At 57.5% G+C, this 20,903-nt stretch carries 19 protein-coding genes, 3 tRNA genes and 2 pseudogenes; 16 read left to right on the top strand and 8 right to left on the bottom strand.

Annotated features, from left to right (window positions below):
• The first annotated feature begins 99 nt into the window (after positions 1–99).
• From N8E89_RS17080 to N8E89_RS17050, 7 genes and pseudogenes are all read left to right on the top strand, one after another.
• A complete protein-coding gene (locus N8E89_RS17080; protein ID WP_106663185.1) occupies positions 100–1,275 on the top strand; it encodes a cysteine desulfurase family protein in 1,176 nt (391 codons plus the stop codon).
• A 168-nt stretch (positions 1,276–1,443) separates the two neighbouring features.
• Positions 1,444–2,971 (top strand): annotated as a pseudogene (gene sufB / locus N8E89_RS17075) (Fe-S cluster assembly protein SufB).
• Between the two features lie 11 nt (positions 2,972–2,982).
• Complete coding sequence (locus N8E89_RS17070) at positions 2,983–3,171, top strand: hypothetical protein (protein WP_262260563.1); 189 nt, start codon at positions 2,983–2,985, stop codon at positions 3,169–3,171.
• A gap of 93 nt (positions 3,172–3,264) precedes the next feature.
• On the top strand, positions 3,265–4,020 hold the full coding sequence (gene sufC, locus N8E89_RS17065; protein ID WP_262260561.1) for a Fe-S cluster assembly ATPase SufC: 756 nt from the start codon (positions 3,265–3,267) through the stop codon (positions 4,018–4,020).
• A gap of 11 nt (positions 4,021–4,031) precedes the next feature.
• Positions 4,032–5,303, top strand: coding sequence for a Fe-S cluster assembly protein SufD (gene sufD, locus N8E89_RS17060; protein ID WP_106663352.1), 1,272 nt, complete (start codon positions 4,032–4,034; stop codon positions 5,301–5,303).
• 42 nt (positions 5,304–5,345) lie between these two features.
• Positions 5,346–6,587, top strand: coding sequence for a cysteine desulfurase (locus N8E89_RS17055; protein ID WP_106663189.1), 1,242 nt, complete (start codon positions 5,346–5,348; stop codon positions 6,585–6,587).
• 5 nt (positions 6,588–6,592) lie between these two features.
• Positions 6,593–7,009, top strand: a complete 417-nt coding sequence (locus N8E89_RS17050) for an SUF system Fe-S cluster assembly protein (RefSeq protein ID WP_245448641.1) — start codon at positions 6,593–6,595, stop codon at positions 7,007–7,009.
• On the opposite strand, the gene N8E89_RS17045 is transcribed toward N8E89_RS17050, so the two are convergent.
• On the bottom strand, positions 7,006–7,572 hold the full coding sequence (locus N8E89_RS17045) for a Cif family virulence factor (protein WP_113172853.1): 567 nt from the start codon (positions 7,570–7,572) through the stop codon (positions 7,006–7,008). The genes N8E89_RS17050 and N8E89_RS17045 overlap by 4 nt on opposite strands.
• Positions 7,573–7,698: 126 nt before the next feature.
• Between N8E89_RS17045 and sufA the strand changes: the two genes are divergently transcribed.
• Complete coding sequence (sufA, locus tag N8E89_RS17040; RefSeq protein WP_106663191.1) at positions 7,699–8,073, top strand: Fe-S cluster assembly scaffold SufA; 375 nt, start codon at positions 7,699–7,701, stop codon at positions 8,071–8,073.
• Positions 8,074–8,082: 9 nt separating this feature from the next.
• Entirely contained in the window at positions 8,083–8,403 is a 321-nt protein-coding gene (locus N8E89_RS17035; protein ID WP_106663192.1) for a TfoX/Sxy family protein, read from the top strand.
• 3 nt (positions 8,404–8,406) lie between these two features.
• On the opposite strand, the gene N8E89_RS17030 is transcribed toward N8E89_RS17035, so the two are convergent.
• The 3 genes and pseudogenes from N8E89_RS17030 to N8E89_RS17020 form a co-directional block, all read right to left on the bottom strand.
• Entirely contained in the window at positions 8,407–8,814 is a 408-nt protein-coding gene (locus N8E89_RS17030; RefSeq protein ID WP_106663193.1) for an NUDIX domain-containing protein, read from the bottom strand.
• 9 nt (positions 8,815–8,823) lie between these two features.
• Positions 8,824–10,330 (bottom strand): annotated as a pseudogene (locus N8E89_RS17025) (DEAD/DEAH box helicase).
• A 185-nt stretch (positions 10,331–10,515) separates the two neighbouring features.
• On the bottom strand, positions 10,516–11,289 hold the full coding sequence (locus N8E89_RS17020) for an NAD kinase (protein ID WP_106663195.1): 774 nt from the start codon (positions 11,287–11,289) through the stop codon (positions 10,516–10,518).
• Positions 11,290–11,443: 154 nt separating this feature from the next.
• On the opposite strand from N8E89_RS17020, the gene N8E89_RS17015 reads away from it, so the two are divergent.
• Positions 11,444–11,519: transfer RNA gene (locus N8E89_RS17015), tRNA-Thr, on the top strand.
• A 191-nt stretch (positions 11,520–11,710) separates the two neighbouring features.
• Here the strand turns inward: N8E89_RS17015 and N8E89_RS17010 are convergent.
• The gene (locus N8E89_RS17010; RefSeq protein WP_106663196.1) at positions 11,711–12,082 is read right to left on the bottom strand and encodes a hypothetical protein; all 372 of its coding nucleotides are present in this window, start codon (positions 12,080–12,082) and stop codon (positions 11,711–11,713) included.
• Between the two features lie 326 nt (positions 12,083–12,408).
• Here N8E89_RS17010 and N8E89_RS17005 point away from each other — a divergent pair, with 326 nt between their 5' ends.
• From N8E89_RS17005 to N8E89_RS16995, 3 genes are all read left to right on the top strand, one after another.
• Positions 12,409–13,287 carry an AbiJ-NTD4 domain-containing protein gene (locus N8E89_RS17005; protein WP_106663197.1) on the top strand — a complete coding sequence of 293 codons (879 nt, stop codon included), beginning with the start codon at positions 12,409–12,411 and terminating at the stop codon, positions 13,285–13,287.
• Positions 13,288–13,518: 231 nt separating this feature from the next.
• Complete coding sequence (locus N8E89_RS17000) at positions 13,519–13,785, top strand: DUF2277 domain-containing protein (protein WP_106663198.1); 267 nt, start codon at positions 13,519–13,521, stop codon at positions 13,783–13,785.
• Positions 13,786–15,070: 1,285 nt separating this feature from the next.
• Complete coding sequence (locus tag N8E89_RS16995; RefSeq protein ID WP_262260558.1) at positions 15,071–16,720, top strand: FAD-binding dehydrogenase; 1,650 nt, start codon at positions 15,071–15,073, stop codon at positions 16,718–16,720.
• Positions 16,721–16,822: 102 nt separating this feature from the next.
• On the opposite strand, the gene N8E89_RS16990 is transcribed toward N8E89_RS16995, so the two are convergent.
• The 3 genes from N8E89_RS16990 to rlmB form a co-directional block, all read right to left on the bottom strand.
• Positions 16,823–17,416 (bottom strand): YceI family protein, encoded by a 594-nt coding sequence (locus tag N8E89_RS16990; RefSeq protein WP_106663201.1) that lies wholly within the window; start codon positions 17,414–17,416, stop codon positions 16,823–16,825.
• Positions 17,413–18,012: a cytochrome b gene (locus N8E89_RS16985; protein ID WP_106663202.1), complete on the bottom strand. Its 600-nt coding sequence runs from the start codon at positions 18,010–18,012 to the stop codon at positions 17,413–17,415. Before N8E89_RS16985 ends, N8E89_RS16990 begins: the two co-directional genes overlap by 4 nt.
• 95 nt (positions 18,013–18,107) lie before the next feature.
• On the bottom strand, positions 18,108–18,974 hold the full coding sequence (gene rlmB / locus N8E89_RS16980; protein ID WP_106663203.1) for a 23S rRNA (guanosine(2251)-2'-O)-methyltransferase RlmB: 867 nt from the start codon (positions 18,972–18,974) through the stop codon (positions 18,108–18,110).
• Between the two features lie 243 nt (positions 18,975–19,217).
• On the opposite strand from rlmB, the gene N8E89_RS16975 reads away from it, so the two are divergent.
• From N8E89_RS16975 to tuf, 3 genes are all read left to right on the top strand, one after another.
• Positions 19,218–19,302 (top strand) — tRNA-Tyr (locus N8E89_RS16975).
• Positions 19,303–19,336: 34 nt separating this feature from the next.
• Positions 19,337–19,410: transfer RNA gene (locus N8E89_RS16970), tRNA-Gly, on the top strand.
• Between the two features lie 239 nt (positions 19,411–19,649).
• Complete coding sequence (gene tuf, locus N8E89_RS16965) at positions 19,650–20,825, top strand: elongation factor Tu (protein WP_106663204.1); 1,176 nt, start codon at positions 19,650–19,652, stop codon at positions 20,823–20,825.
• The last annotated feature ends 78 nt before the right edge of the window (positions 20,826–20,903 follow it).

Here is a 20,903-nt window from a genome sequence, read left to right as displayed (position 1 = left end):
ATCTCGGAACGGCTTAATAGGCTGGTCCGAGGCGGAATTTCAAGAAAATTGCGCTTTTCGACGGCGCAGAGTTCAAAAGAACAGGATTGAGAAGCAGGCATGGCCCGAAATCGCGCCTATCTGGACTACAATGCGAGTGCGCCGCTTGTCCCGGCAGCGCGCGATGCAGTTGTCCATGCTCTGATGCAGATTGGCAATCCGTCTTCCGTTCATCTGGAGGGCCGTGCCACAAAGGCGATTCTTGAGGCAGCGCGCCGCGATGTCGCTGCTCTCGTGAATGCCAAGCCCGATTATGTGGTGTTTACATCGGGTGCGACCGAGGCAGCTTCAACTCTTCTGACCCCGAACTATGTGATGGGGCGGGCGCCGATGCGCATGTCCCGGCTTTATGCAGGCGCCAGCGAACATCCATGCATCCTTGCCGGCGGGCAGTTTTCTCCAGAACAGATCGACAAAGTGCCGGTGGATGGCAATGGCTTGCTCGACCTTGAGCGATTGCGCGCTCTGCTAACTGCACACGACCGCAGTCAAGGTTTACCCTTGGTTGCCGTGCAGGCGGCCAACAATGAAACGGGCGTTTTGCAGCCAGTCGAAAAAATTGGCGCGCTGGTGAAGGAATTCGGCGGGCTGTTCGTGGTTGATGCGGTTCAGGCAGCGGGACGTATTCCACTCGATATTGCAATATGTTCTGCCGATTACCTCATCCTGTCTTCGCACAAGATTGGCGGACCGAAAGGCGTCGGCGCAATTATTGCCGTTTCCGATCTGGTGATGCCGAAGGCGCTGGTTCGCGGCGGCGGACAGGAAAAAGGCCATCGCGCCGGCACGGAAGCCCTGCCGGTGATTGCCGGTTTTGGCGCGGCTGCGCGTTTGGCGCGCGAGTGCGTGAGTTCTGGTGGCTGGCCGGCGCGAACTCGCGAGACTATAGAGCACGGAATTCACGCGATCGCACCCGACGCCATAATCTATGGTGAGACTGTGGAGCGGCTTCCGAACACCACTATGTTCTCGATGGCGGAAATGAAAGCGGAAACCGTGCAAATAGCTTTCGATCTTGCCGGAATTGCGCTATCGGCAGGGTCTGCCTGTTCTTCGGGAAAAGTCGGCCCCAGCCATGTGCTGGCGGCGATGGGATATGGCGATGGGATGGGAGGTCTGCGGATCTCCACAGCGCCTGAAACCAGCGAAGAGGACATCGCGCTTTTCCTCGACGCGCTGAAAAATATCGTCGCGCGGCGCGACCGGCCGAAGCCGCCTGCCGCTGATGCGGCGTAGAGAATTTCGATTATCGGCAAATTATAGCCGGTAATTGCAAAAAATCCGGTGAATGCCGGTGTTAAATCGTGCAATTGCACATTACATAGAAGGCAAATATTCAAGACGACATACGCCTTGACGTTTGCAACTGCGGGGCCTTGACCCCCGCGTGGATGGAGAACGCCAATGCCTGCCGTGCAGGAAACTATTGATCGTGTCCGTACGCTGGATGTGGACCAGTACAAATATGGCTTTGAAACCCTTATCGAAATGGATAAGGCGCCCAAGGGCCTGAACGAAGACATTATCCGCTTTATCTCTGCCAAGAAGAACGAACCGGAATGGATGCTGGAATGGCGTCTGAAGGCTTACGAACGCTGGCTGACGATGGAGGAGCCCACATGGGCACGCGTCAATTATCCGAAGATCGACTTCCAGGATATGGTCTACTTCGCCGGTCCAAAGAACCAGACTGGCCCGTCTTCGCTTGCTGATGTGGACCCGGAACTGCTGCGAACCTATGAGAAGCTTGGAATTCCGCTGAAAGAGCAGGAAATTCTTGCTGGCGTGCGCAAGGTCGGCGAACCGGGCCCGGATGATGAAGAAGAAGCCAGCGACAACGTCTATAAGTCAGGCCGCGTCGCGGTGGATGCCGTATTCGACAGTGTCTCGGTTGTGACCACGTTCAAGGCGGAACTCGCTAAAGCCGGCGTCATCTTCTGCTCGATCTCGGAAGCGATCTCGCGAACATCCCGAGCTGGTGAAGAAGTACCTCGCCACGGTTGTCCCGGTTTCGGACAATTTTTACGCGACGCTGAATTCGGCAGTCTTTACCGACGGCTCGTTCGTCTATGTGCCGAAGGGTGTGCGCTGCCCGATGGAGCTGTCCACCTATTTCCGCATCAATGAGCGGGATACGGGCCAGTTCGAACGGACGCTCATCATCGCCGAAGAGGGCGCTTATGTGTCCTATCTCGAAGGTTGCACAGCGCCGCAGCGCGACGAAAACCAGCTGCATGCAGCGGTCGTCGAGCTGATCGCACTGGACGATGCCGAGATCAAGTATTCGACGGTGCAGAACTGGTTCCCCGGCGATGCGGAAGGCAAGGGTGGCATCTACAACTTCGTCACCAAGCGCGGCGATTGCCGCGGTGTCAATTCCAAGATTTCGTGGACCCAGGTCGAGACCGGTTCGGCGATCACCTGGAAATACCCATCGGTCATCCTGCGCGGCGACAATTCACGCGGCGAGTTCTATTCGATCGCCGTATCGAATGGTCATCAGCAGATCGATAGCGGTACAAAGATGCTGCATCTCGGCAAGAACACGTCGAGCCGCATCATCTCCAAGGGTATTTCAGCCGGCAAGTCGAACAACACCTATCGCGGCCAGGTTTCGGCGCATCGCAAGGCTGAGAACGCCCGCAACTTCACCCAGTGCGACTCGCTGTTGATCGGCAATGATTGCGGAGCGCATACGGTGCCCTATATCGAGGCAAAGAACGCCACGGCGCAGTTCGAGCACGAGGCAACCACCTCGAAGATCTCCGAAGATGCGCTGTTCTATGTGATGCAGCGCGGTATTCCGGAAGAAGAAGCAATTGCGCTGATCGTCAATGGTTTCGTCAAGGAAGTCATTCAGGAGCTGCCGATGGAATTTGCGGTTGAAGCGCAAAAGCTCATCGGCATCAGCCTCGAAGGCTCAGTCGGTTAATGGCCCCGGTCATGAAGGAAGAGCTCGACAGACTTCGCCGGCGCTACAAGGAGCTGGGCGAAGTCATCGACGACCTCACGGATACGTTGGGTCATGCTTCCTCCGCGACCGAAAGCGTCCTCGAGCCAGAGCTGATTAGGGCGCGCAAGGAGCTGTCATCAGTGGTCGAGCGGCTAAAGAGCCTGAGCGGCGAGACCTGATAATTTGGGCGGCGTGCGCCATCGACTGACAGGATCAACATTTATCATTGGGATCGCCAAGGCTGATCCCCGGAATTCGAAAAGGTAGTACCTATGCTGGAAATCAGAAACCTTCATGCGAAGATCGCAGACACCGACACCGAGATCATCCGTGGTCTGAATCTCACCGTCCAGGCTGGCGAAGTCGCGGCGATCATGGGGCCGAATGGTTCGGGTAAATCGACGCTGTCCTATATCCTCGCGGGCCGCGAAGATTACGAGGTCACAGAAGGCGACATTCTCTACAACGGCGAGTCCATTCTCGAGCTCGACCCATCAGAGCGCGCTGCCAAGGGCATCTTTCTGGCATTCCAATACCCGATGGAAATACCCGGCGCCGCTACAATGGAATTCCTGAAGGTGGCGATGAATTCGCAGCGCAAGGCGCGCGGTGAAGAGCCGCTGAAAATTCCGGAATTCATTTCTCGGGTGAAGACCGCTGCCTCGTCGCTGGACATGGATATTGCCATGCTCAAGCGCCCGCTCAATGTCGGTTTCTCCGGTGGTGAGAAGAAGCGTGCTGAAATCCTGCAGATGAAACTGCTGGAACCGAAGCTTTGCGTTCTCGATGAGACCGATTCCGGGCTCGACATCGATGCCCTCAAGATCGTCGCCGATGGCGTCAATGCCTTGCGTTCGCCGGACCGCGCCGTGATCGTGATTACGCATTATCAGCGCCTGCTCGATTATATCGTGCCGGACAGCGTGCACGTTCTCTACAAGGGTCAGGTGATCAAGTCGGGCGACAAGGACCTTGCACTGCATCTCGAAGAGAATGGCTATGCCGATATTATCGGCGAGGCAGCCTGAGGATCGCTATGATGAATGTTCATACAGGACGCCAGCCCACAGCCGCTGAATCGGCGCTGGTCGACGCTTTTGTCGACCGGATGGGCGACCTACCCGGGAACAGCGAGATAACCAGTGCCCGCGACAACGCCATAGAGGCGTTGAAGACACAGGGCCTGCCGTCGCGCCGTGTTGAGGCCTGGCACTATACGGACCTGCGCACATTGCTGCGCAGTGTTGCCGTCTATGACGAGACAGCAGGAACCAATGCCTTGCCGCCGGTTATCGCCGGTTCGGCGGTGGCTACCGTTTCCAATGGTGTGGCTCTTGTTGCCCCGCGTGTTGAAGGCATTGAATTCACCAAGTTCAGCGACAAGCTGATCGATGGCTCGGTTATCAGCCAGCTTGCCATTCGTGATGGCGACGATGCGATCGGCCAGATCAATGCGGCCTATGTGACCGATGGATGGGCGGTATCGTTTGCCGATGGTCTGCAGCTGGAGGCACCGCTCGAATTGCAGAACGCGCAGCTGCGCGGGCAGGGGCATGTGCGTTTTCCGGTCAAGTTCGGCAAAGGCGTCAAGGCAACGATTATCGAACGGCAGACCGGCGGCGAGGGCGAAGGCTTTTCGACGAGCGTCAGCAACGTAACCGTTGCCGACAACGCGGAAATTACCTGGATCATCCTGCGCGAGCAGGGCATCCATGCCACCCAGCTGGCCCAGTTCACCGCGACGCTCGGTGCCAACGCCAGGCTGACGCTTTATGTCGTCAATGCCGGCGGCAAGCTCGTCCGGCAGGAAGTCCATGTGCTGGTGAAGGGCGAAGGCTCTGACTTCCAGCTTCGCGGAGTGAATCTGCTCGGCGGCGACAGCCACACCGATGTGACGATGACACTTGGCCATCTGGTCGAAAACACGACATCGGTGCAGATCATCCGCAATGTGGTGACGGACCAGGCACGCGGCGTGTTTCAGGGTCAGATCAAAGTTAACAAGATCGCCCAGAAGACCGATGCCCGTATGGCGTGCAACACACTGCTGCTTTCTGACGATGGCGAATTCGATGCCAAGCCGGAGCTCGAGATCTTTGCCGACGATGTGGCTTGCGGCCACGGCGCGACTGTTACCGAAATCGATGGCAACCACCTGTTCTATCTGCGGGCGCGCGGCATTCCGGAAAACGAAGCGCGTGGCCTTTTGATCAAGGCTTTCGTTGCTCAAATCGTCGAAGAGCTGGAAAACGAGCCACTTGTCGAGGCGCTGGAGGCGATTCTCGAAAAATGGCTCGCCGCACACGTCTAGTCGGTCGAACACAGCTAAATCTGCACGGGAAAGCGCGGCAATATGGATACGAAGATCATTCAAAGCAGCTACGACGTAGAGGCGATCCGCCGCGACTTTCCCATCCTGTCGCGTGAAGTCTATGGCAAGCCGCTGGTCTATCTCGACAATGGCGCTTCGGCTCAAAAGCCGCAGGCTGTGATCGACATGATCACGCATACCTATCGAGAAGAATATGCCAACGTGCATCGCGGCCTGCACTTCCTGTCGAACGCAACCACCGATGCCTATGAAAAGGCACGTGAAAACGTTCGCCGGTTCCTGAATGCCGGTTCTGTTGATGAGATCGTGTTCACGAAGTCTGCGACGGAAGCGATCAATACCGTCGCCTACGGCTATGGCATGCCAAACATGGGCGAAGGCGACGAGATCGTGCTTTCGATCATGGAGCACCATTCGAACATCGTGCCGTGGCATTTCATTCGCGAACGTCAGGGCGCAAAGCTCGTCTGGGTGCCTGTCGATGATCAGGGTGCATTCCACATCGAGGAATTCGAGAGCCGGCTAACAGAACGCACCAAACTCGTGGCCATCACCCATATGTCGAACGTGCTCGGCACCGTGACGCCGATCAAGGAGATCGTCCGCATCGCCCATGCGCGCGGCATTCCCGTGCTGGTCGACGGCAGCCAGGGCGCCGTGCACCTCCCGGTGGACGTGCAGGATCTCGGCTGCGACTGGTACATTTTCACCGGACATAAGATTTACGGTCCATCTGGCATTGGCGTGCTTTATGGCCGCAAGACCATGCTTGAAGCGATGCGGCCTTTCCAGGGCGGCGGCGAAATGATCGAAGAGGTGACGGAGGATATTGTCACCTACAATCACCCGCCGCACCGCTTCGAAGCGGGCACCCCACCGATCGCCCAGGCGATCGGACTTGGTGCGGCGATCGAGTATGTCGAGAAGATCGGTCGCGCCGCCATTCTCGCGCATGAGGAAAATCTTCGCGACTATGCGCATGAGCGGTTGCGGCAGATCAACTCCTTGCGCATTTTTGGCGATGCCAAAGATAAGGGCGCGATCATTTCCTTCGAACTGGAAGGCATTCATGCGCACGACGTATCAATGGTGATCGACCGTGCCGGCGTTGCCGTGCGGGCAGGGACACACTGTGCTCAACCGCTCTTGAAGCGCTTCGGCGTCACTTCGACATGCCGTGCCTCATTTGCCATGTATAATACGAGAGACGAGATTGATGTTCTCGCCGATGCGCTGGAAAAGGCGCGGAAATTCTTTGGGTGATGACGATGACCGACAAAGTCGAGACACTGGAAAAAGACGAAGCGACGCTCGCTGACGCCGGTTCCGTGCATACCGGGGTTGGGACAGCGTCCGCATCTGCCATTCCGGCCGAAGAACTGGCACGCATGACCGATGATATCATCGGGGCACTGAAAACCGTTTATGATCCGGAAATTCCGGCCGATATTTATGAACTTGGCCTCGTCTACAAGATCGACATCGAGGATGATCGCTCGGTGAAGATCGAGATGACATTGACGGCCCCGGGCTGTCCGGTTGCTGGCGAAATGCCCGGATGGGTGCAAGATGCGGTTGGCGCCGTCGAAGGCGTCAGCTTTGTCGATGTCACCATGACCTTCGATCCGCCCTGGACACCGGACCGCATGTCTGAAGAGGCGCAAGTCGCCGTCGGCTGGTACTAGGGCGCTTCGCAGCCTTCCGGCACGCTCTCCTCGAAGGGTTTTTCGGATTTCTCCAGCGTTCCATCGAGGATCGATAGCGGTACATAGGGTACGCCCTGAATCGCCGGGTTGGCGAGCCTCAGGCGATAGCAGCCGTTAAAGACCGTGGCAGTACCGTCCTTGGCGGCGGATTTGATCGCCAGCGGCTGGCTCCAATAGGCGGAACCGGCTGCGCCTTCGCCCACGGCCTTTCCGAACCGCACCTCCACCGAGGCAGTGTTTTCGTAACCTGCCTGGAATTGCGGGAAGGGCTGCGGCGGATTGTCGGGAGAATAGTAGCTGTAGGCGCGGGCGTATTCGCCTCTGTTGATCGCGTTGTAGTAGGATTGGATCAACGTTTCCGGTGTGCTGCGATTGTCGAGGTATTCCGGCGGTGTCTGGGGGGCTGCTTCCGCTGATTGCTTTGGCGCCGGTGTTTCTGCGGGTGCTGTTGCTTCAGGCTGTTTGGTTTCCTGAGCCAGCAATGGTGAAAGGTCAAGCGCCAGCGCGGCTATGCTGCAAAGAACGAGATGGCGATAATGCATGATTTCAGCCTTCTGCCGGTCGTGTTTGTGGGTCTGAAGCAGTTTGAACACTTGCAGTGACGGTTGTGTAACATTAACTATGGTACTGAGTGATCGTTCCGCGATCTCGAACAAGAGAGATGAGAAATGGGTCGTTTTTCTGTCATGACGTTGACTGACGCCGCCGCACAGCGCGTAAGCGAGATTGTGGCGACGCGCGAGAATGCGCTCGGCATTCGCGTCGGCATCAAGAAAGGCGGCTGCGCCGGCATGGAATACATGATCGACCTCGTCACGGAAGCGAAAGCTGGCGACGATGTCGTCGAAAAGGACGGCTCGAAGGTCTTCGTCGCGCCCGAAGCCGTTCTCTACCTCCTCGGTACGCAAATGGACTTCGAAGTGACGAAGTTGCGCACCGGCTTTGTCTTCAACAATCCTAACCAGACATCCGCTTGCGGCTGCGGCGAATCGGTCGAACTGACGCCGGCAAAGCCTGAAGCGATCGCTTCCGCCGCTTCCTGACGTTTCGCCATGGACAATGATGCGATCGAGGATCTGTTTTCAGGCCTCGGCCCTGTCACCATCAAGCGTATGTTTGGGGGCAAGGCGATATATTTCCAAGGGTTGATCATCGCGCTTGAAGTGCAGGATGAAATTCTCCTGAAGGCCGACGAAGTTTCGGCGCCCGCTTTCCAAGCTGCCGGCTCCAGGCAATGGCGTTATGAGCGCAAATCGAGAAAACCCGTCGATATGCCGTACTGGTCCATCCCCGAAGATGCTTTCGACGACCCGGACATCATGACCGAATGGGCCAGGCTTGCCCGCGAGGCATCATTGCGCCGGGCAAAGTAAGGCTCACGCCAGACCGCGCTGCCGAACCAGATCAATGGCGTGAAGTGTCGGCAAGGTCAGGCGTTCCGGTAGTTCGTCGAGGGAGAACCAGTCTATCCCGCCGTGCTTGTCGGGTTCGAGCAGTTGCATCTCACCGGAATAACTCTGCGCCAGGAACAGGACACCCAGCCAATGCTGCCGTTCGTCATGGAAGAGCTGCTCGCTGAGGCCGAGGAGAGCGATTGCTCCAGCCCGGAGCCCGGTTTCCTCGAGGGCCTCGCGGCGAATAGCCTGTTCGGCGGTTTCGAGAAAGTCCACTTTGCCGCCGGGGATGCCCCAGGCGCCGGCCTCAGGGCTTTTCTTGCGTTTCAGCAGGAGGATATGGGCATCTCTCAAGAATACGATGCCGCATCCAACGCCGGGTGACTGCACGAGCAAGCCTCAGATTTTGGTGTCGATCAGCATGAATGCCGGAATTTCGTCACCGAAACCGACCGGTGCCGAGCCCATGTCGTCGCGGTCGCGGCGGTGGTCTCGGCGCGGTTCGGCATGCGGGACGCGAGCGCGGCGCTGCTCGTTTTCGGCCTTGATAGCAGCCTTTTGCGGCTTCTCCGCCGTGCGGATGACCGGCTGTTCCTCGACTGGCTGAACGTCGGCTTCCTTTGCCCTCTCGGCAGCAGCGATGATGTCGATTTCCGACTGCGGCCGCTCGCGTTCGCGGCCTTCATTGCGCGGCCGGCGTTTCGGCTCGGCTTTACCCCGGGCGCGACCACGGCGCGGCGCTTCGTCCGGCTCCGTCGAGACGGGCAGGGTGGAAAAGATCGCCATCGTGCCAGATGATATCCTCGCCAATCAGCTTTTCGATCGACGCGAGATATTTGGTATCGGCCGGCGTCACCAGGGTGAACGCCTTGCCGGAACGTCCGGCGCGGCCGGTACGGCCGATACGGTGCACGTAATCTTCCGAATGGATCGGCACGTCGAAATTGAACACATGGCTGACGTCGGGAATATCGAGACCGCGTGCGGCGACATCTGAGGCGACGAGAAGCTTGAGCTTGCCGTCCTTGAAGTTCGCCAGCATCGTGGTCCGGGCACGCTGATCCATGTCGCCATGCAGGGCGCCGGCATCGAATTCATGCTTCACCAGCGAGCGGAACAGCTCGGAGACATCCTTCTTGCGGTTGCAGAAGATGATCGCGTTCTTCAGGCCTTCGTCCTCGGCGCGGATCAGGTCGCGCAGCACGGCGCGCTTTTCCCAATCCTTCTTGCCGGATTTGACCAGCTTCTGTTCAACCGTCTTGGCGGTCGTCGCCGCCTTGGCAACTTCGATGCGGACGGGCGAATGCAGGAACTGTTCCGTCAGTTTTGTGATTTCCGGCGGCATGGTGGCCGAGAAGAACAGCGTCTGGCGGGTGAAGGGGATCAGCTTGCAGATGCGCTCGATGTCCGGGATGAAACCCATGTCGAGCATGCGGTCGGCCTCGTCGATGACGAGAATATCAACAGCGCTCAGGAGCAGCTTGCCGCGCTCGAAATGGTCGAGCAGGCGGCCGGGCGTTGCGATCAGCACGTCGGCGCCGCGTTCGAGCTTGCGCAACTGATCGTCGAAGGACACGCCGCCAATCAGCAGCGCGACATTGAGACGATGGTTCTTGCCATATTTGACGAAGTTTTCCTCGACCTGCGCTGCGAGTTCGCGCGTCGGCTCGAGGATCAGCGTGCGCGGCATGCGGGCCCGGGCACGGCCCTGCTCAAGCAGCGTCAGCATGGGCAGTACGAAAGAAGCGGTCTTGCCGGTACCGGTCTGCGCGATGCCAAGGACATCCTTGCGTTGCAGCGCATGCGGGATGGCGCCAGCCTGGATCGGTGTCGGAATTGTATATCCTGCTGCTTCTACAGCATTGAGCACTTTCGGTGAAAGGCCCAGATCGGCAAAGGTGGTCAAAGGAGGTTTAACTTTCTATCTGCAGTCATTGCGGTGCGGTCCGTCCTCGGCCAAAGCGTCAGACGCTCGAATTGCACAGCGTTTTGCTGCAATGGCGTTACGGCGCGAACCAGCAAAAGTCAACTCTCAGGTGAGGACACATTTAAGAGTTTGTTACAATTGTCCGCCATTTTATTCTAATGTTGTCAATAAAGGAACTGTTCCTTGAGAATTCGTTCGTTCCAGGAATGGTTCTTGTCAAACAGAATGGTCGCCCGCAAATGAGATGCTTCCTCGACCGTGACGGATAGAACGGACTTTACTTCCGTGTGATCGGCGACCGCATTGACCGGCCGCTTCTCCGGTTCGAGAATATCAAAACGCACAGTCACCCGGTTTGGCAGGAGCGCACCGCGCCAGCGCCGGGGGCGAAAGGCGGAAACCGGGGTGAGGGCCAGCAGCCGCGCATCGAGGGGGATTATTGGCCCCTGCGCGGAGAGGTTGTAGGCGGTAGAGCCGGCGGGGGTTGCCACCATGACGCCGTCGCAGATCAATTCTTCCAGCCGCACCTTGTCGTCGACGGTGATCCTGATCTTCGCTGCCTGGTAGGACTGGCGCAGCAGCGAGACTTCATTCAGCGCAAACGCCGTAAACTCACCGTCTTCGACGGACTCCGTAACCATCTTCAAAGGCCGGATGGTCTCGGCATGCGCTGCCTCCACGCGTTCCTTCAATCCGGTGCCGCTGTATTCGTTCATCAGGAAGCCGACGGACCCACGGTTCATGCCATAGATCATCTTGCCCTGGTTCATGTAGTTCTGCAGCGTCTGCAGCATGAAGCCATCGCCGCCAAGCGCAACGATGACATCGGCATCCCGCGCTTCGGCGCCACCGTAGATCCGGGTCAGTTCATGCTGCGCCTCGTCGGAGTCCGGCGTGCCGGAGGAAAGAAAAGCAAATGTTTCGATTTTCCGGTTCATGGCTGCCTGCATGCGCGAATGACTGAGGACCTATCGCCTAGCACGCCATGACCCATCTGGCAAAACGCGGGGCGATCAAAAAAACTGTAAAATTATCGCGCAGGGCTGTTTTTTCGTTTTACAGATCGGAGGTTTGTGCTAATCGGACGCCGCTGCCCTTGTAGCTCAGTTGGTAGAGCATCTGATTTGTAATCAGAGGGTCGGGAGTTCGAGTCTCTCCGGGGGCACCATTTTTCCTCAATGAAATTTTGACTTGTCAGGAACCTGCAGGCGACCCGGTTCGCTTGTGGGCTAAATTGAGCACAGCGCCGATTTTCGCAGGCGGAATAACAGCCGCCCCGAACCAAGCAACCGCCGACATCGCGCCAAAAATGATCGATACCCAAACCATGCTAATCTCCTCTCCATTGTGCAATCCGCGCTATCGCCGCGTAGGGATCTCGCGCCCAAGGAACTTGGCAACCTCGTCAATGGTTTCCACCACACCGTAAGTCTTGCCGTCGATGGTATATTGCGGTGATATTCCGTTAAAACTCGTTATTGAGTTTTCCCTATAGATTGGTCCGCGACGACGACTCAGTTCTTGCTTTGCGAAAGGCATTCGAAGGTTTTCAAGTTGCTTTTTCCTCTCCTTGATCGTCTTACCTAGATCAGTCGTGAAGCAGGCTGTGTGCTGATCCATCGTCCTGAGAACCTCGTATGCTCCAAGCGTCCAAAACCAAAAGAAGTTGTAAGCTTTCAAGAACTCCGATGTGCTGGCCGCGGTGTTCGGACCTATAGCGTTACTCAGCATCGTTTGATTTCTTCGCCCATCTCGCCCACTGCCCGGGCTTGTGTGTTTGTGTAGACTGAAAACTTCATGAGCGGATTATCGTTCAGCATTTTCTCCATTGCCGCATTCTGATGGTCCGTGGTGTTGCTCATTCCTTGTCGCTCACCGCCCTGATGGCTCGTTGGAATCGCAAGCATTTGCCGATGAATGATCACACCAAGCTGTGGATGAAATCGTATATCTATCCCATGCATTGACCAAGTTGTGTGTTAGTACCATCGTCAAATCTATCGATGACTCGGGCCGACTATAGTGCTGCAGCCGAGATCTCGAACAGGGTCGACACCGTGACCGACGACAATATTAATCGCTTGAAATTGACCTTCGAGCAGGCAGAGGGCGTTGCCCCGCTGCCACGACAGTTGGAGTTGCAAGAAGTTTCGCCAGAGCTGCGAGCACAGCTTTGGCAATACATTCACGATTCAATCGTGAGCGCGATGAAGTCTGGAGAATACGGCCTATATGTCGGCGGAAGTTGGCAATCGATTTTGCGTTCGATGCATGTCGATCACTACCATCGTATGATAGACGATTTTGTTAGCGATTGGGGCGTTCATAAGAAGCTGCTGCGACGCGTTTTTCAGGATGGCTCTTACACGGCAGTCTTCGGATTTCTGCAGTGGATACTACGGCATCGAACGCAGCCAAGCCACAATTTCTCTAGCGAAATTGATGCTCGCTTAGCTCGGTGTCGATCGGCCTATCGTGTCGTGAATGGCAACACGATTGTTCCGGTCTCCTCACCAGAAGAAAAGCAAACACTGGACCGCGCATTCGCCGACCTCGCTTCCACAGAGTTCAACGGGGCACGCCAGCACTTGAAATTAGCTGCTGAGCGGGCAACGGCGGGAGACTGGGCTGGAAGTGTCCGGGAAAGTATCAGTGCGGTGGAATCAACCGTGAAGTGTATCGACCCAGATGCGAAAGAACTCCGGCCCGCGCTCGCTGCGTTAGAAAAGCAGGGCACCGTTCATGGTTCGCTAAGGCAAGGGTTTCTCAATTTGTATGGGTACACGAGCGATGAAAAAGGCGTCCGTCACTCGCTGTTAAAAGATGATGCCGCGAAAGTGGATCAGACCGAAGCGCTCTTTATGCTCGGGGCCTGTGCAGCATTCGTCTCATACCTGATCAACAAAGGCCGAGGATCGGGACTAATCAGCAAGTAGCGCCCTCCAAAGCGGGTATAAAGACGTGCTGTTGCCTGAAATCCGGGCCCGTCGCTTGGTGGTTTGATCCTTTTGGCCACTCCATCTTGCAAAATTCCTGGCCTCGCGCTTGGATAGGATAGCATTTGCCGCTCAACGGGAATTATTTGCGGTTCCCGTTGCGAGAGCAGTTCGCGGGTTTTCTCTGCGCGAGCCCGCCCTATCTTTGTGATCCAGGACAAGGAGACCGCCATGTGCCGCAACATCAAAACGCTGTTCAACTTCGACCCGCCAGCGACCCAGGAAGAAATAGATGCTTCCGCGCTGCAATTCGTGCGCAAGCTCTCCGGCTTCAACAAGCCGTCGCAGGCCAACGCGGAGGTGTTCGACCGGGCTGTCGCGGAAGTGGCGGATGCGTCGCGGCGTCTGCTTTCATCCCTGCACACGCATGCGCCGTCGCGTGACCGGGATGTCGAAGCCGAAAGGGCACGCGAGCGCTCAAGGGCAAGGTTCGCATAAACAAGGGTAAGCCGGGGGTGAATGGTCCGCCGGTGCGCTATGATAGTCCCGAAGCCGCCTATCCGCGGACGTTTCTCATGCTGACGAGATACAGCAGCCCGTAGGTCAGGGCGAAGGAGGCTAAGCTGGGAAGCAAATAGTCAATCATAATGCTCATCTTGCCCTAACTATATTGGCGAGAAAATGTTCCATTTTCACTATAGCATAAATGCAAAAGGTTGGGTTTCGGTTTACGCCTTCCTTTATCCTATAAATATTTTGGTGGGCTTGCGCCAGCCTGGAAAGCCGAAAATCCACATCGAAAGCGAGTCGGGCGAAGCACGGCCGCCTTTAACGGATTGGCGCGATCTCGAATGTGTTCCTGCCTTCACCTGCCGGGGGCCGAAGGCGGGTGGACACGCGGCACGCCCGGGAGCGATGCCGGCATCTTACCCAAGCCGGATCCTTGGAAAGTTCAAACGGGATAACTTCGCAATGATCTCTCCATGGTGGAAAAGCATCCGCCTCTCCGTCATCCTCGGGCTCCTCGATCTCCGTCATCCTCGGCTCCTCCTTCTCCGTCATCCTCGGGCTTGACCCGAGGACCCACGGCAAGGGTGCGCCTTCCATGAACCACGCGATATGCATTCCCGAGAATTGCTAAGATCAATGAAGCGTGCCGCCGGAACTATCACTCCGCTGGATCCCGCCGAGTTTTGTGCAAATGTACCCCTCCTTTGCCGTGGGTCCTCGGGTCAAGCCCGAGGATGACGGAGAAGGATGTGCCCTGCAACTACGGAGAAGGCCCTGCAACTACGGAGGGATGTGCCCCGCAACTGCCGGAGAGAGGCGCTCGCCGAACAATGCACAATGGGACACAGTTCACCAGGAACGCAGCGCAATCAAAAATAATCCCGCCAACTTATCCACGTCTTCCAAACCTCGTTTATGCTAACCCGGTCCTTTTCACGGGGAACTGCTTCCGGAGCCGTTCGAAGCGGGGAAAGGACCGGCGCCTCCGATGGCGGGAAACGGACCCGCTGTCCGGGGACGTTCTGTCCAAGGGTTCCCCTGCCGGTACTAGGACCGGCGCGTGCTGGACGAGCACTCTAAGGGGCACGTAGGTGACGCATGGACTCAGAGAATGAGGGCGTGGCGGGGGGAGAAACGTGACGGCCTTTTCGACGTTCTTGATCACTTTCTCGATCTGAACTTGCCGAAGTCCGGCTTTTGACAGACAACGTTGACGTAAAGGTAATGCGAATCTGCTCGTGTTGTCAGGCAATTGGAATTGGGAGGTTTCCATATGGCATATGATGCGGACGCCATCGTCATCGGCGCCGGGCTGGCGGGGCTGGTAGCGGCGACGGAGCTGGCCGATGCCGGAAAACGGGTGATCATCCTCGATCAGGAACCTGAGCAGACCCTTGGCGGACAGGCGTGGCGATCCTTTGGCGGCTTGTTCTTTGTCGATTCTCCCGAGCAGCGGCGCTTGCGCATCAGGGATCTGCGCGCGCTTGCCCTGCAGGACTGGATGGGCTCTGCAGCTTTCGACCGGGACGAAGATCACTGGCCGCGCCGGTGGGCAGAGGCCTATATCGACTTTGCCGCCGGCGAAAAGCGGTCCTGGCTGCATGCGCAGGGCATGCGCTGGTTTCCCGTTGTGGGATGGGCCGAACGTGGCGGATCGCTGGCCACAGGGCATGGCAATTCCGTGCCGCGCTTTCACATCACCTGGGGAACGGGAACCGGCGTGGTCGAGCCATTCATTCGCCGTGCCCGCGAGGCCGAACAAAACGGGCGCATTTCCTTCCGCTTCCGGCACCGGGTGACAGCGCTCGTCACCAACGCGGGATCGGTTGATGGAGTCGAGGGTGAAATCCTTGTGCCAAGTGATGTCAAACGCAGCGAACCAAGCTCACGCATCGTCGCTGGTTCTTTCCGCTTGAGGGCACAGGCCATCATTGTCTCGAGCGGCGGCATTGGCGGCAATCATCATCTGGTGCGCAGGAACTGGCCAAGGCGGCTGGGCACGCCGAAACATTTGATCAGCGGTGTTCCGGATCATGTCGACGGGCTGATGCTCGGCATCGCGGAGCGGGCGGGCGCCCATCTGATCAATGGCGACCGCATGTGGCACTATGTCGAAGGTGTACACAATTGGGATCCGATCTGGACGAAACACGCGATCCGCATCCTGCCCGGGCCGTCCTCGCTCTGGTTCGACGCCGACGGAAATCGCTTGCCGGCGCCATGCATGCCCGGTTTCGATACGCTGTCGACGCTCGATTACATCATGAAGTCCGGTTACGATTATTCCTGGTTCGTGCTGAACCAGACGATCGTCAAAAAGGAATTCACGCTTTCCGGGTCGGAACAGAATCCCGATTTTACCAGCAAAAGCTGGCGGCAGGTGGCGAAACGCGCCCTGGGCGGCGTGCCCGCGCCGGTCCAGGCTTTCCTCGACAATGGCGAGGATTTCATCGTCGAGAAAGAGTTGCCGGATCTTGTGTGGCGCATGAATGCGCTGACCGGGGACAATCTCATTGATGAGCGCCGGCTGAGGGCCCAAATCGAAGCGCGTGATCGCGAAGTCGATAACCCCTACACCAAAGATGCACAGATCACGGCGATCCGCGGCGCCCGCAATTATATCGGCGACAGGCTGGTGCGCGTGGTTCCGCCGCACAAGATCCTTGATCCGAAGCACGGGCCCCTAATTGCAGTTCGGCTCAACATTCTGACGCGCAAATCGCTCGGCGGTATCGAAACAGACCTCAGCGCACGGGCGTTGAAGGCGGATGGTGAGCCGCTGGCGGGTGTCTATGCGGCAGGCGAGGCGGCCGGGTTTGGCGGCGGCGGCATGCACGGCTATAATTCGCTGGAAGGCACGTTCCTTGGCGGCTGCATCTTTTCAGGCCGGATAGCGGGCAGGGCGGCGGCGAAGTCCGTGTAGGTTCCAGGCAGGTTTGATCAGGCAGACAGGCGCATTGATCGAATGACGTTCGACAACACCTGGCTTACGGGCGATCAACAGGTATTGTTCCAGATAGATGCGTCATGAACGCTGGCCACGGATAATCATGTCGAACTGCACAACGTTCGAATAGATCGGCGTGCCGACATCCATGCCATAGCGTGAACGCATGACCTTGCCCTGAACATGAAAAGTGATCGAGTTCTTTCCATGGTCGGACAGATTGGCTTGAAAACTCGCCGGGCTGCTCTTGCCGCGTGCCGTCAGGATACCTGCCACTTCGGCTGTATCGGGGCTAGTCTGGGTGATCTGCGTGGACTTGAATGTGATCGTCGGAAAATTGGCGCTATCAAAAACCGCGTCGGACCGCAGGAAACTCTCGACACGGGCCTGTCCGGTGGAGACACTTTCCGGATAGAGCGTGAAGTTGATGGTTGACCGGCTAATATCCGAATTGTTGAGGGAGAACACGCCCGAGAATTTCTTGAAATTGCCGTTAATGCCGCCACCGCCGACCTGTGTCACGGTGAACGCGACGCGAGACGATGGCTGGATATTGTAGCGCCCTGCAACTTCGGACAGGGTGTCAGCTTGGGCACCCACCGGGGAAGCGGCAAGGAGCGCTGCAATACCTGCCCGGAGAACAGTCGAGAACAAACCGCTCGTGGTGCTCATGATGATTTTCCTGTCAGTTTGATTGCCTGGTGCCGTCTTTTGGCTGCATTCGGTCTCAGCATGCGTATCAGGACTGTATCTCGCTTCCAGAAATGGTGGTGCAGGGCGGCAAGGATATGCGCCACCGCGATGACGGCGGATAGGTAGGCAAGCCAGGCGTGGCTGGCCGACCAGAAAGCTTCGGCGCTGTCCGATATTGCGATTGGCAGCTGCGGGATCACCACCAGATTGAACATGAATGTCGGTATCTGCAGCGGCGAGCTCGATGCCACAGCCCATCCGGTCAGAGGCACAATGAACAGACTGGCATAGAGGGCAATGTGGGCCCCATGTGCCGCTACTCGTTCCATTTGGCCCATTGATGCAAGATCACGCGGTCGAGCATTCGCGGCTTTCCAGAGAAGGCGGAAGGCAGAGAGGCCAAGAACGAGGAAACCGAAGGATTTGTGCCACTGGTAGAGGCTAAACTGGAGGGTGAAATCGCTCACCCTGACCATCAGGTAGCCAAGCGCGATCTGGCCAAGGAAAATGAAGCCGATAATCCAGTGAAACAGGATCGACACTAAACCAAACGAATCCTTGGTGTTTCGCAGCATTTGTGCACTCCATCGCGCAGATCGACCTCATGAGATAGGGCCTGCCATGTGGTGAACACCGCTGGTTCGAATAATATTCGAACGTCGTTTTTTCTTTATTGTTTGGCTTTGGAGCTCAGGTAACGCTGCGCTGCATAAAGGGAGATTGCGGCCGCATTCGACACATTGAGCGATTTGATGGCACCGGGCATGTCGAGCCGCGCGAGGTGGCTTACGGTTTCTCGTGTTTTTTGCCGCAGCCCCTTGCCCTCGGCGCCGAGCACAAGCGCGATGCGGCCCGCCGCCATCGTGTGCTCCAGTTCGAGCGGGCCTTCCGAATCAAGGCCGATTGTCGTGAACCCGAGTTCGTGCAGTTCGCCGATCGCATCGGCAAGATTGCGTACTTCAATATGGGAAATGAGTTCCAGGGCGCCGGAAGCGGCCTTCGCGAGAACGCCGGTTTCCTGCGGGCTGTGCCGTGCCGTGGTGATGATGGCACCTGCACCAAAGGCAACCGCGGACCGCATGATCGCGCCGACATTGTGCGGATCAGTGACCTGATCGAGAATCAGCAGCAGCGAACTATCCTGCAGTGCCTTGAGCGACTGAGCCTTCAGCGGCTTGGCCTCAATCATCACACCCTGATGCACGGCCTCTGAACCGGTTTCGCGGTCGATGGCGCGCGGGTCGACAATTTCGACGTCGAAGGGCAGGGCATCCGAATCGGTAATCTCAAGCCGGTCGAGTGCGTTCTTAGTCACCAGCATCCGCTTGATCTGGCGCGCGGGATTGTCCAGCGCAGCGCGTACGGTGTGCAGACCATAGAGCCGCACGAGGCCCTCTGGCGCTTGTGTGCCCTCGACAGCCGGGCGTGACGCGCGCTGAGCCTGCGGCGGCCCGCCTGCCTTTTGGTCGCGGAATTGGCGGCGCAGAGTCGCATAATGTGAATCTTTGGGGGTACGGGAAGGTTTTTGATCGGTCATGGCGCGACATATACTCTTTTGACCCGCTATGCGATACAGACATATCGCGAAAATTGAAGCCGCAGGCGGCTCTACCGTGAATATTTCTTTAGCCTATTTCCACAAGCCATTCATTTTCTGAAGTGAAGTGTTGACACCACGTGGGCTAGTCGGCATAAGGCCCTCCGCAAGCAGCAGCCGGGAAATGAAGTCCGGTAAGCTGTGTGCAGAGTGCCAGATGGCGCGGTTCTATCGGCAGTGACCGGAGGAGTGCCCGAGTGGTTAAAGGGGACGGACTGTAAATCCGTTAGCTTGGCTTACGTTGGTTCGAATCCAACCTCCTCCACCACTGCCGGAACCGAACGCCTGGCGCACCAAGATGTGCGGGTATAGCTCAGTGGTAGAGCAGCAGCCTTCCAAGCTGAATATGCGGGTTCGATTCCCGCTACCCGCTCCAGTTTCAAGAGCACCGCATACACGCGAGCGAGCGCGTATAGGTGCTCTTCGATTTTTGTCTTGAGCATTGTACATTCGCTCATGTGTTTCCATATGAACGAGCAAGCTCAGGCAATTCAAACCCGGTCGATTTTTTTCGATTGAGCGGGTGACTGTGCTGACGGACGGCTCGCTGTCTCGTCTGAGCGACAAACATGGTACCGGCGCAAGACCGGTTATGATGACGAGAGAACGACAGCTATGGCTAAGAGCAAGTTTGAACGTAACAAGCCGCACGTCAACATTGGCACGATTGGTCACGTTGACCATGGCAAGACGTCGTTGACGGCAGCGATTACGAAGTATTTCGGAGAGTACAAGGCGTACGATCAGATCGACGCAGCGCCGGAAGAGAAGGCGCGCGGGATCACGATCTCGACGGCACACGTCGAGTATGAGACGCCGGCGCGTCACTATGCGCACGTCGATTGCCCGGGCCACGCCGACTATGTGAAGAACATGATCACGGGTGCGGCGCAGATGGACGGTGCGATCCTGGTTGTCTCGGCTGCCGACGGCCCGATGCCGCAGACGCGCGAGCACATCCTGCTTGCCCGTCAGGTTGGCGTTCCGGCGATCGTTGTGTTCCTGAACAAGGTTGACCAGGTTGACGATGCCGAGCTTCTGGAGCTGGTTGAACTGGAAGTGCGCGAGCTTTTGTCGAAGTACGACTTCCCGGGCGACGACATTCCGATCGTCAAGGGTTCGGCTTTGGCTGCGCTTGAAGACTCCAACAAGGAAATCGGCGAAGACGCGGTGCGTGCGCTGATGGCGGAAGTCGACAAGTACATCCCGACGCCGGAACGTCCGGTCGACCTGCCGTTCCTGATGCCGATCGAAGACGTTTTCTCGATTTCGGGCCGTGGTACGGTTGTGACGGGCCGCGTTGAACGCGGGATCGTCAAGGTTGGTGAAGAAGTCGAGATCATCGGCATCAAGCCGACGACGAAGACGACGGTGACCGGCGTTGAAATGTTCCGCAAGCTGCTCGATCAGGGCCAGGCAGGCGACAACATCGGTGCGCTGATCCGCGGCGTTGGCCGTGAAGACGTGGAGCGCGGCCAGATCCTTGCCAAGCCGGGTTCGGTCAAGCCGCACACGAAGTTCAAGGCAGAAGCCTATATCCTGACGAAGGACGAAGGTGGCCGTCATACGCCATTCTTCTCCAACTACCGTCCGCAGTTCTACTTCCGCACGACCGACGTGACGGGTGTTGTGACGCTGCCGGAAGGCACGGAAATGGTCATGCCCGGCGACAACATCGCAGTCGATGTGACGCTGATCGTGCCGATCGCGATGGAAGAGAAGCTGCGCTTCGCTATCCGTGAAGGTGGCCGCACCGTCGGTGCAGGGATTGTTTCTTCGATTATCGAATAATCGAAGAACAAATCCCGGTTGCTACCAACCGGAACCGAAGATTGCGAGGCGAAAGCTCGCAGCTGGTGCAGGCATCGT

Source organism: Phyllobacterium sp. A18/5-2 (assembly GCF_025452215.1).
GTDB lineage: Bacteria > Pseudomonadota > Alphaproteobacteria > Rhizobiales > Rhizobiaceae > Phyllobacterium > Phyllobacterium sophorae.
The sequence above is the reverse complement of the archived record's forward strand: the minus strand, read 5'-3'. Positions and strand labels throughout refer to the sequence as shown.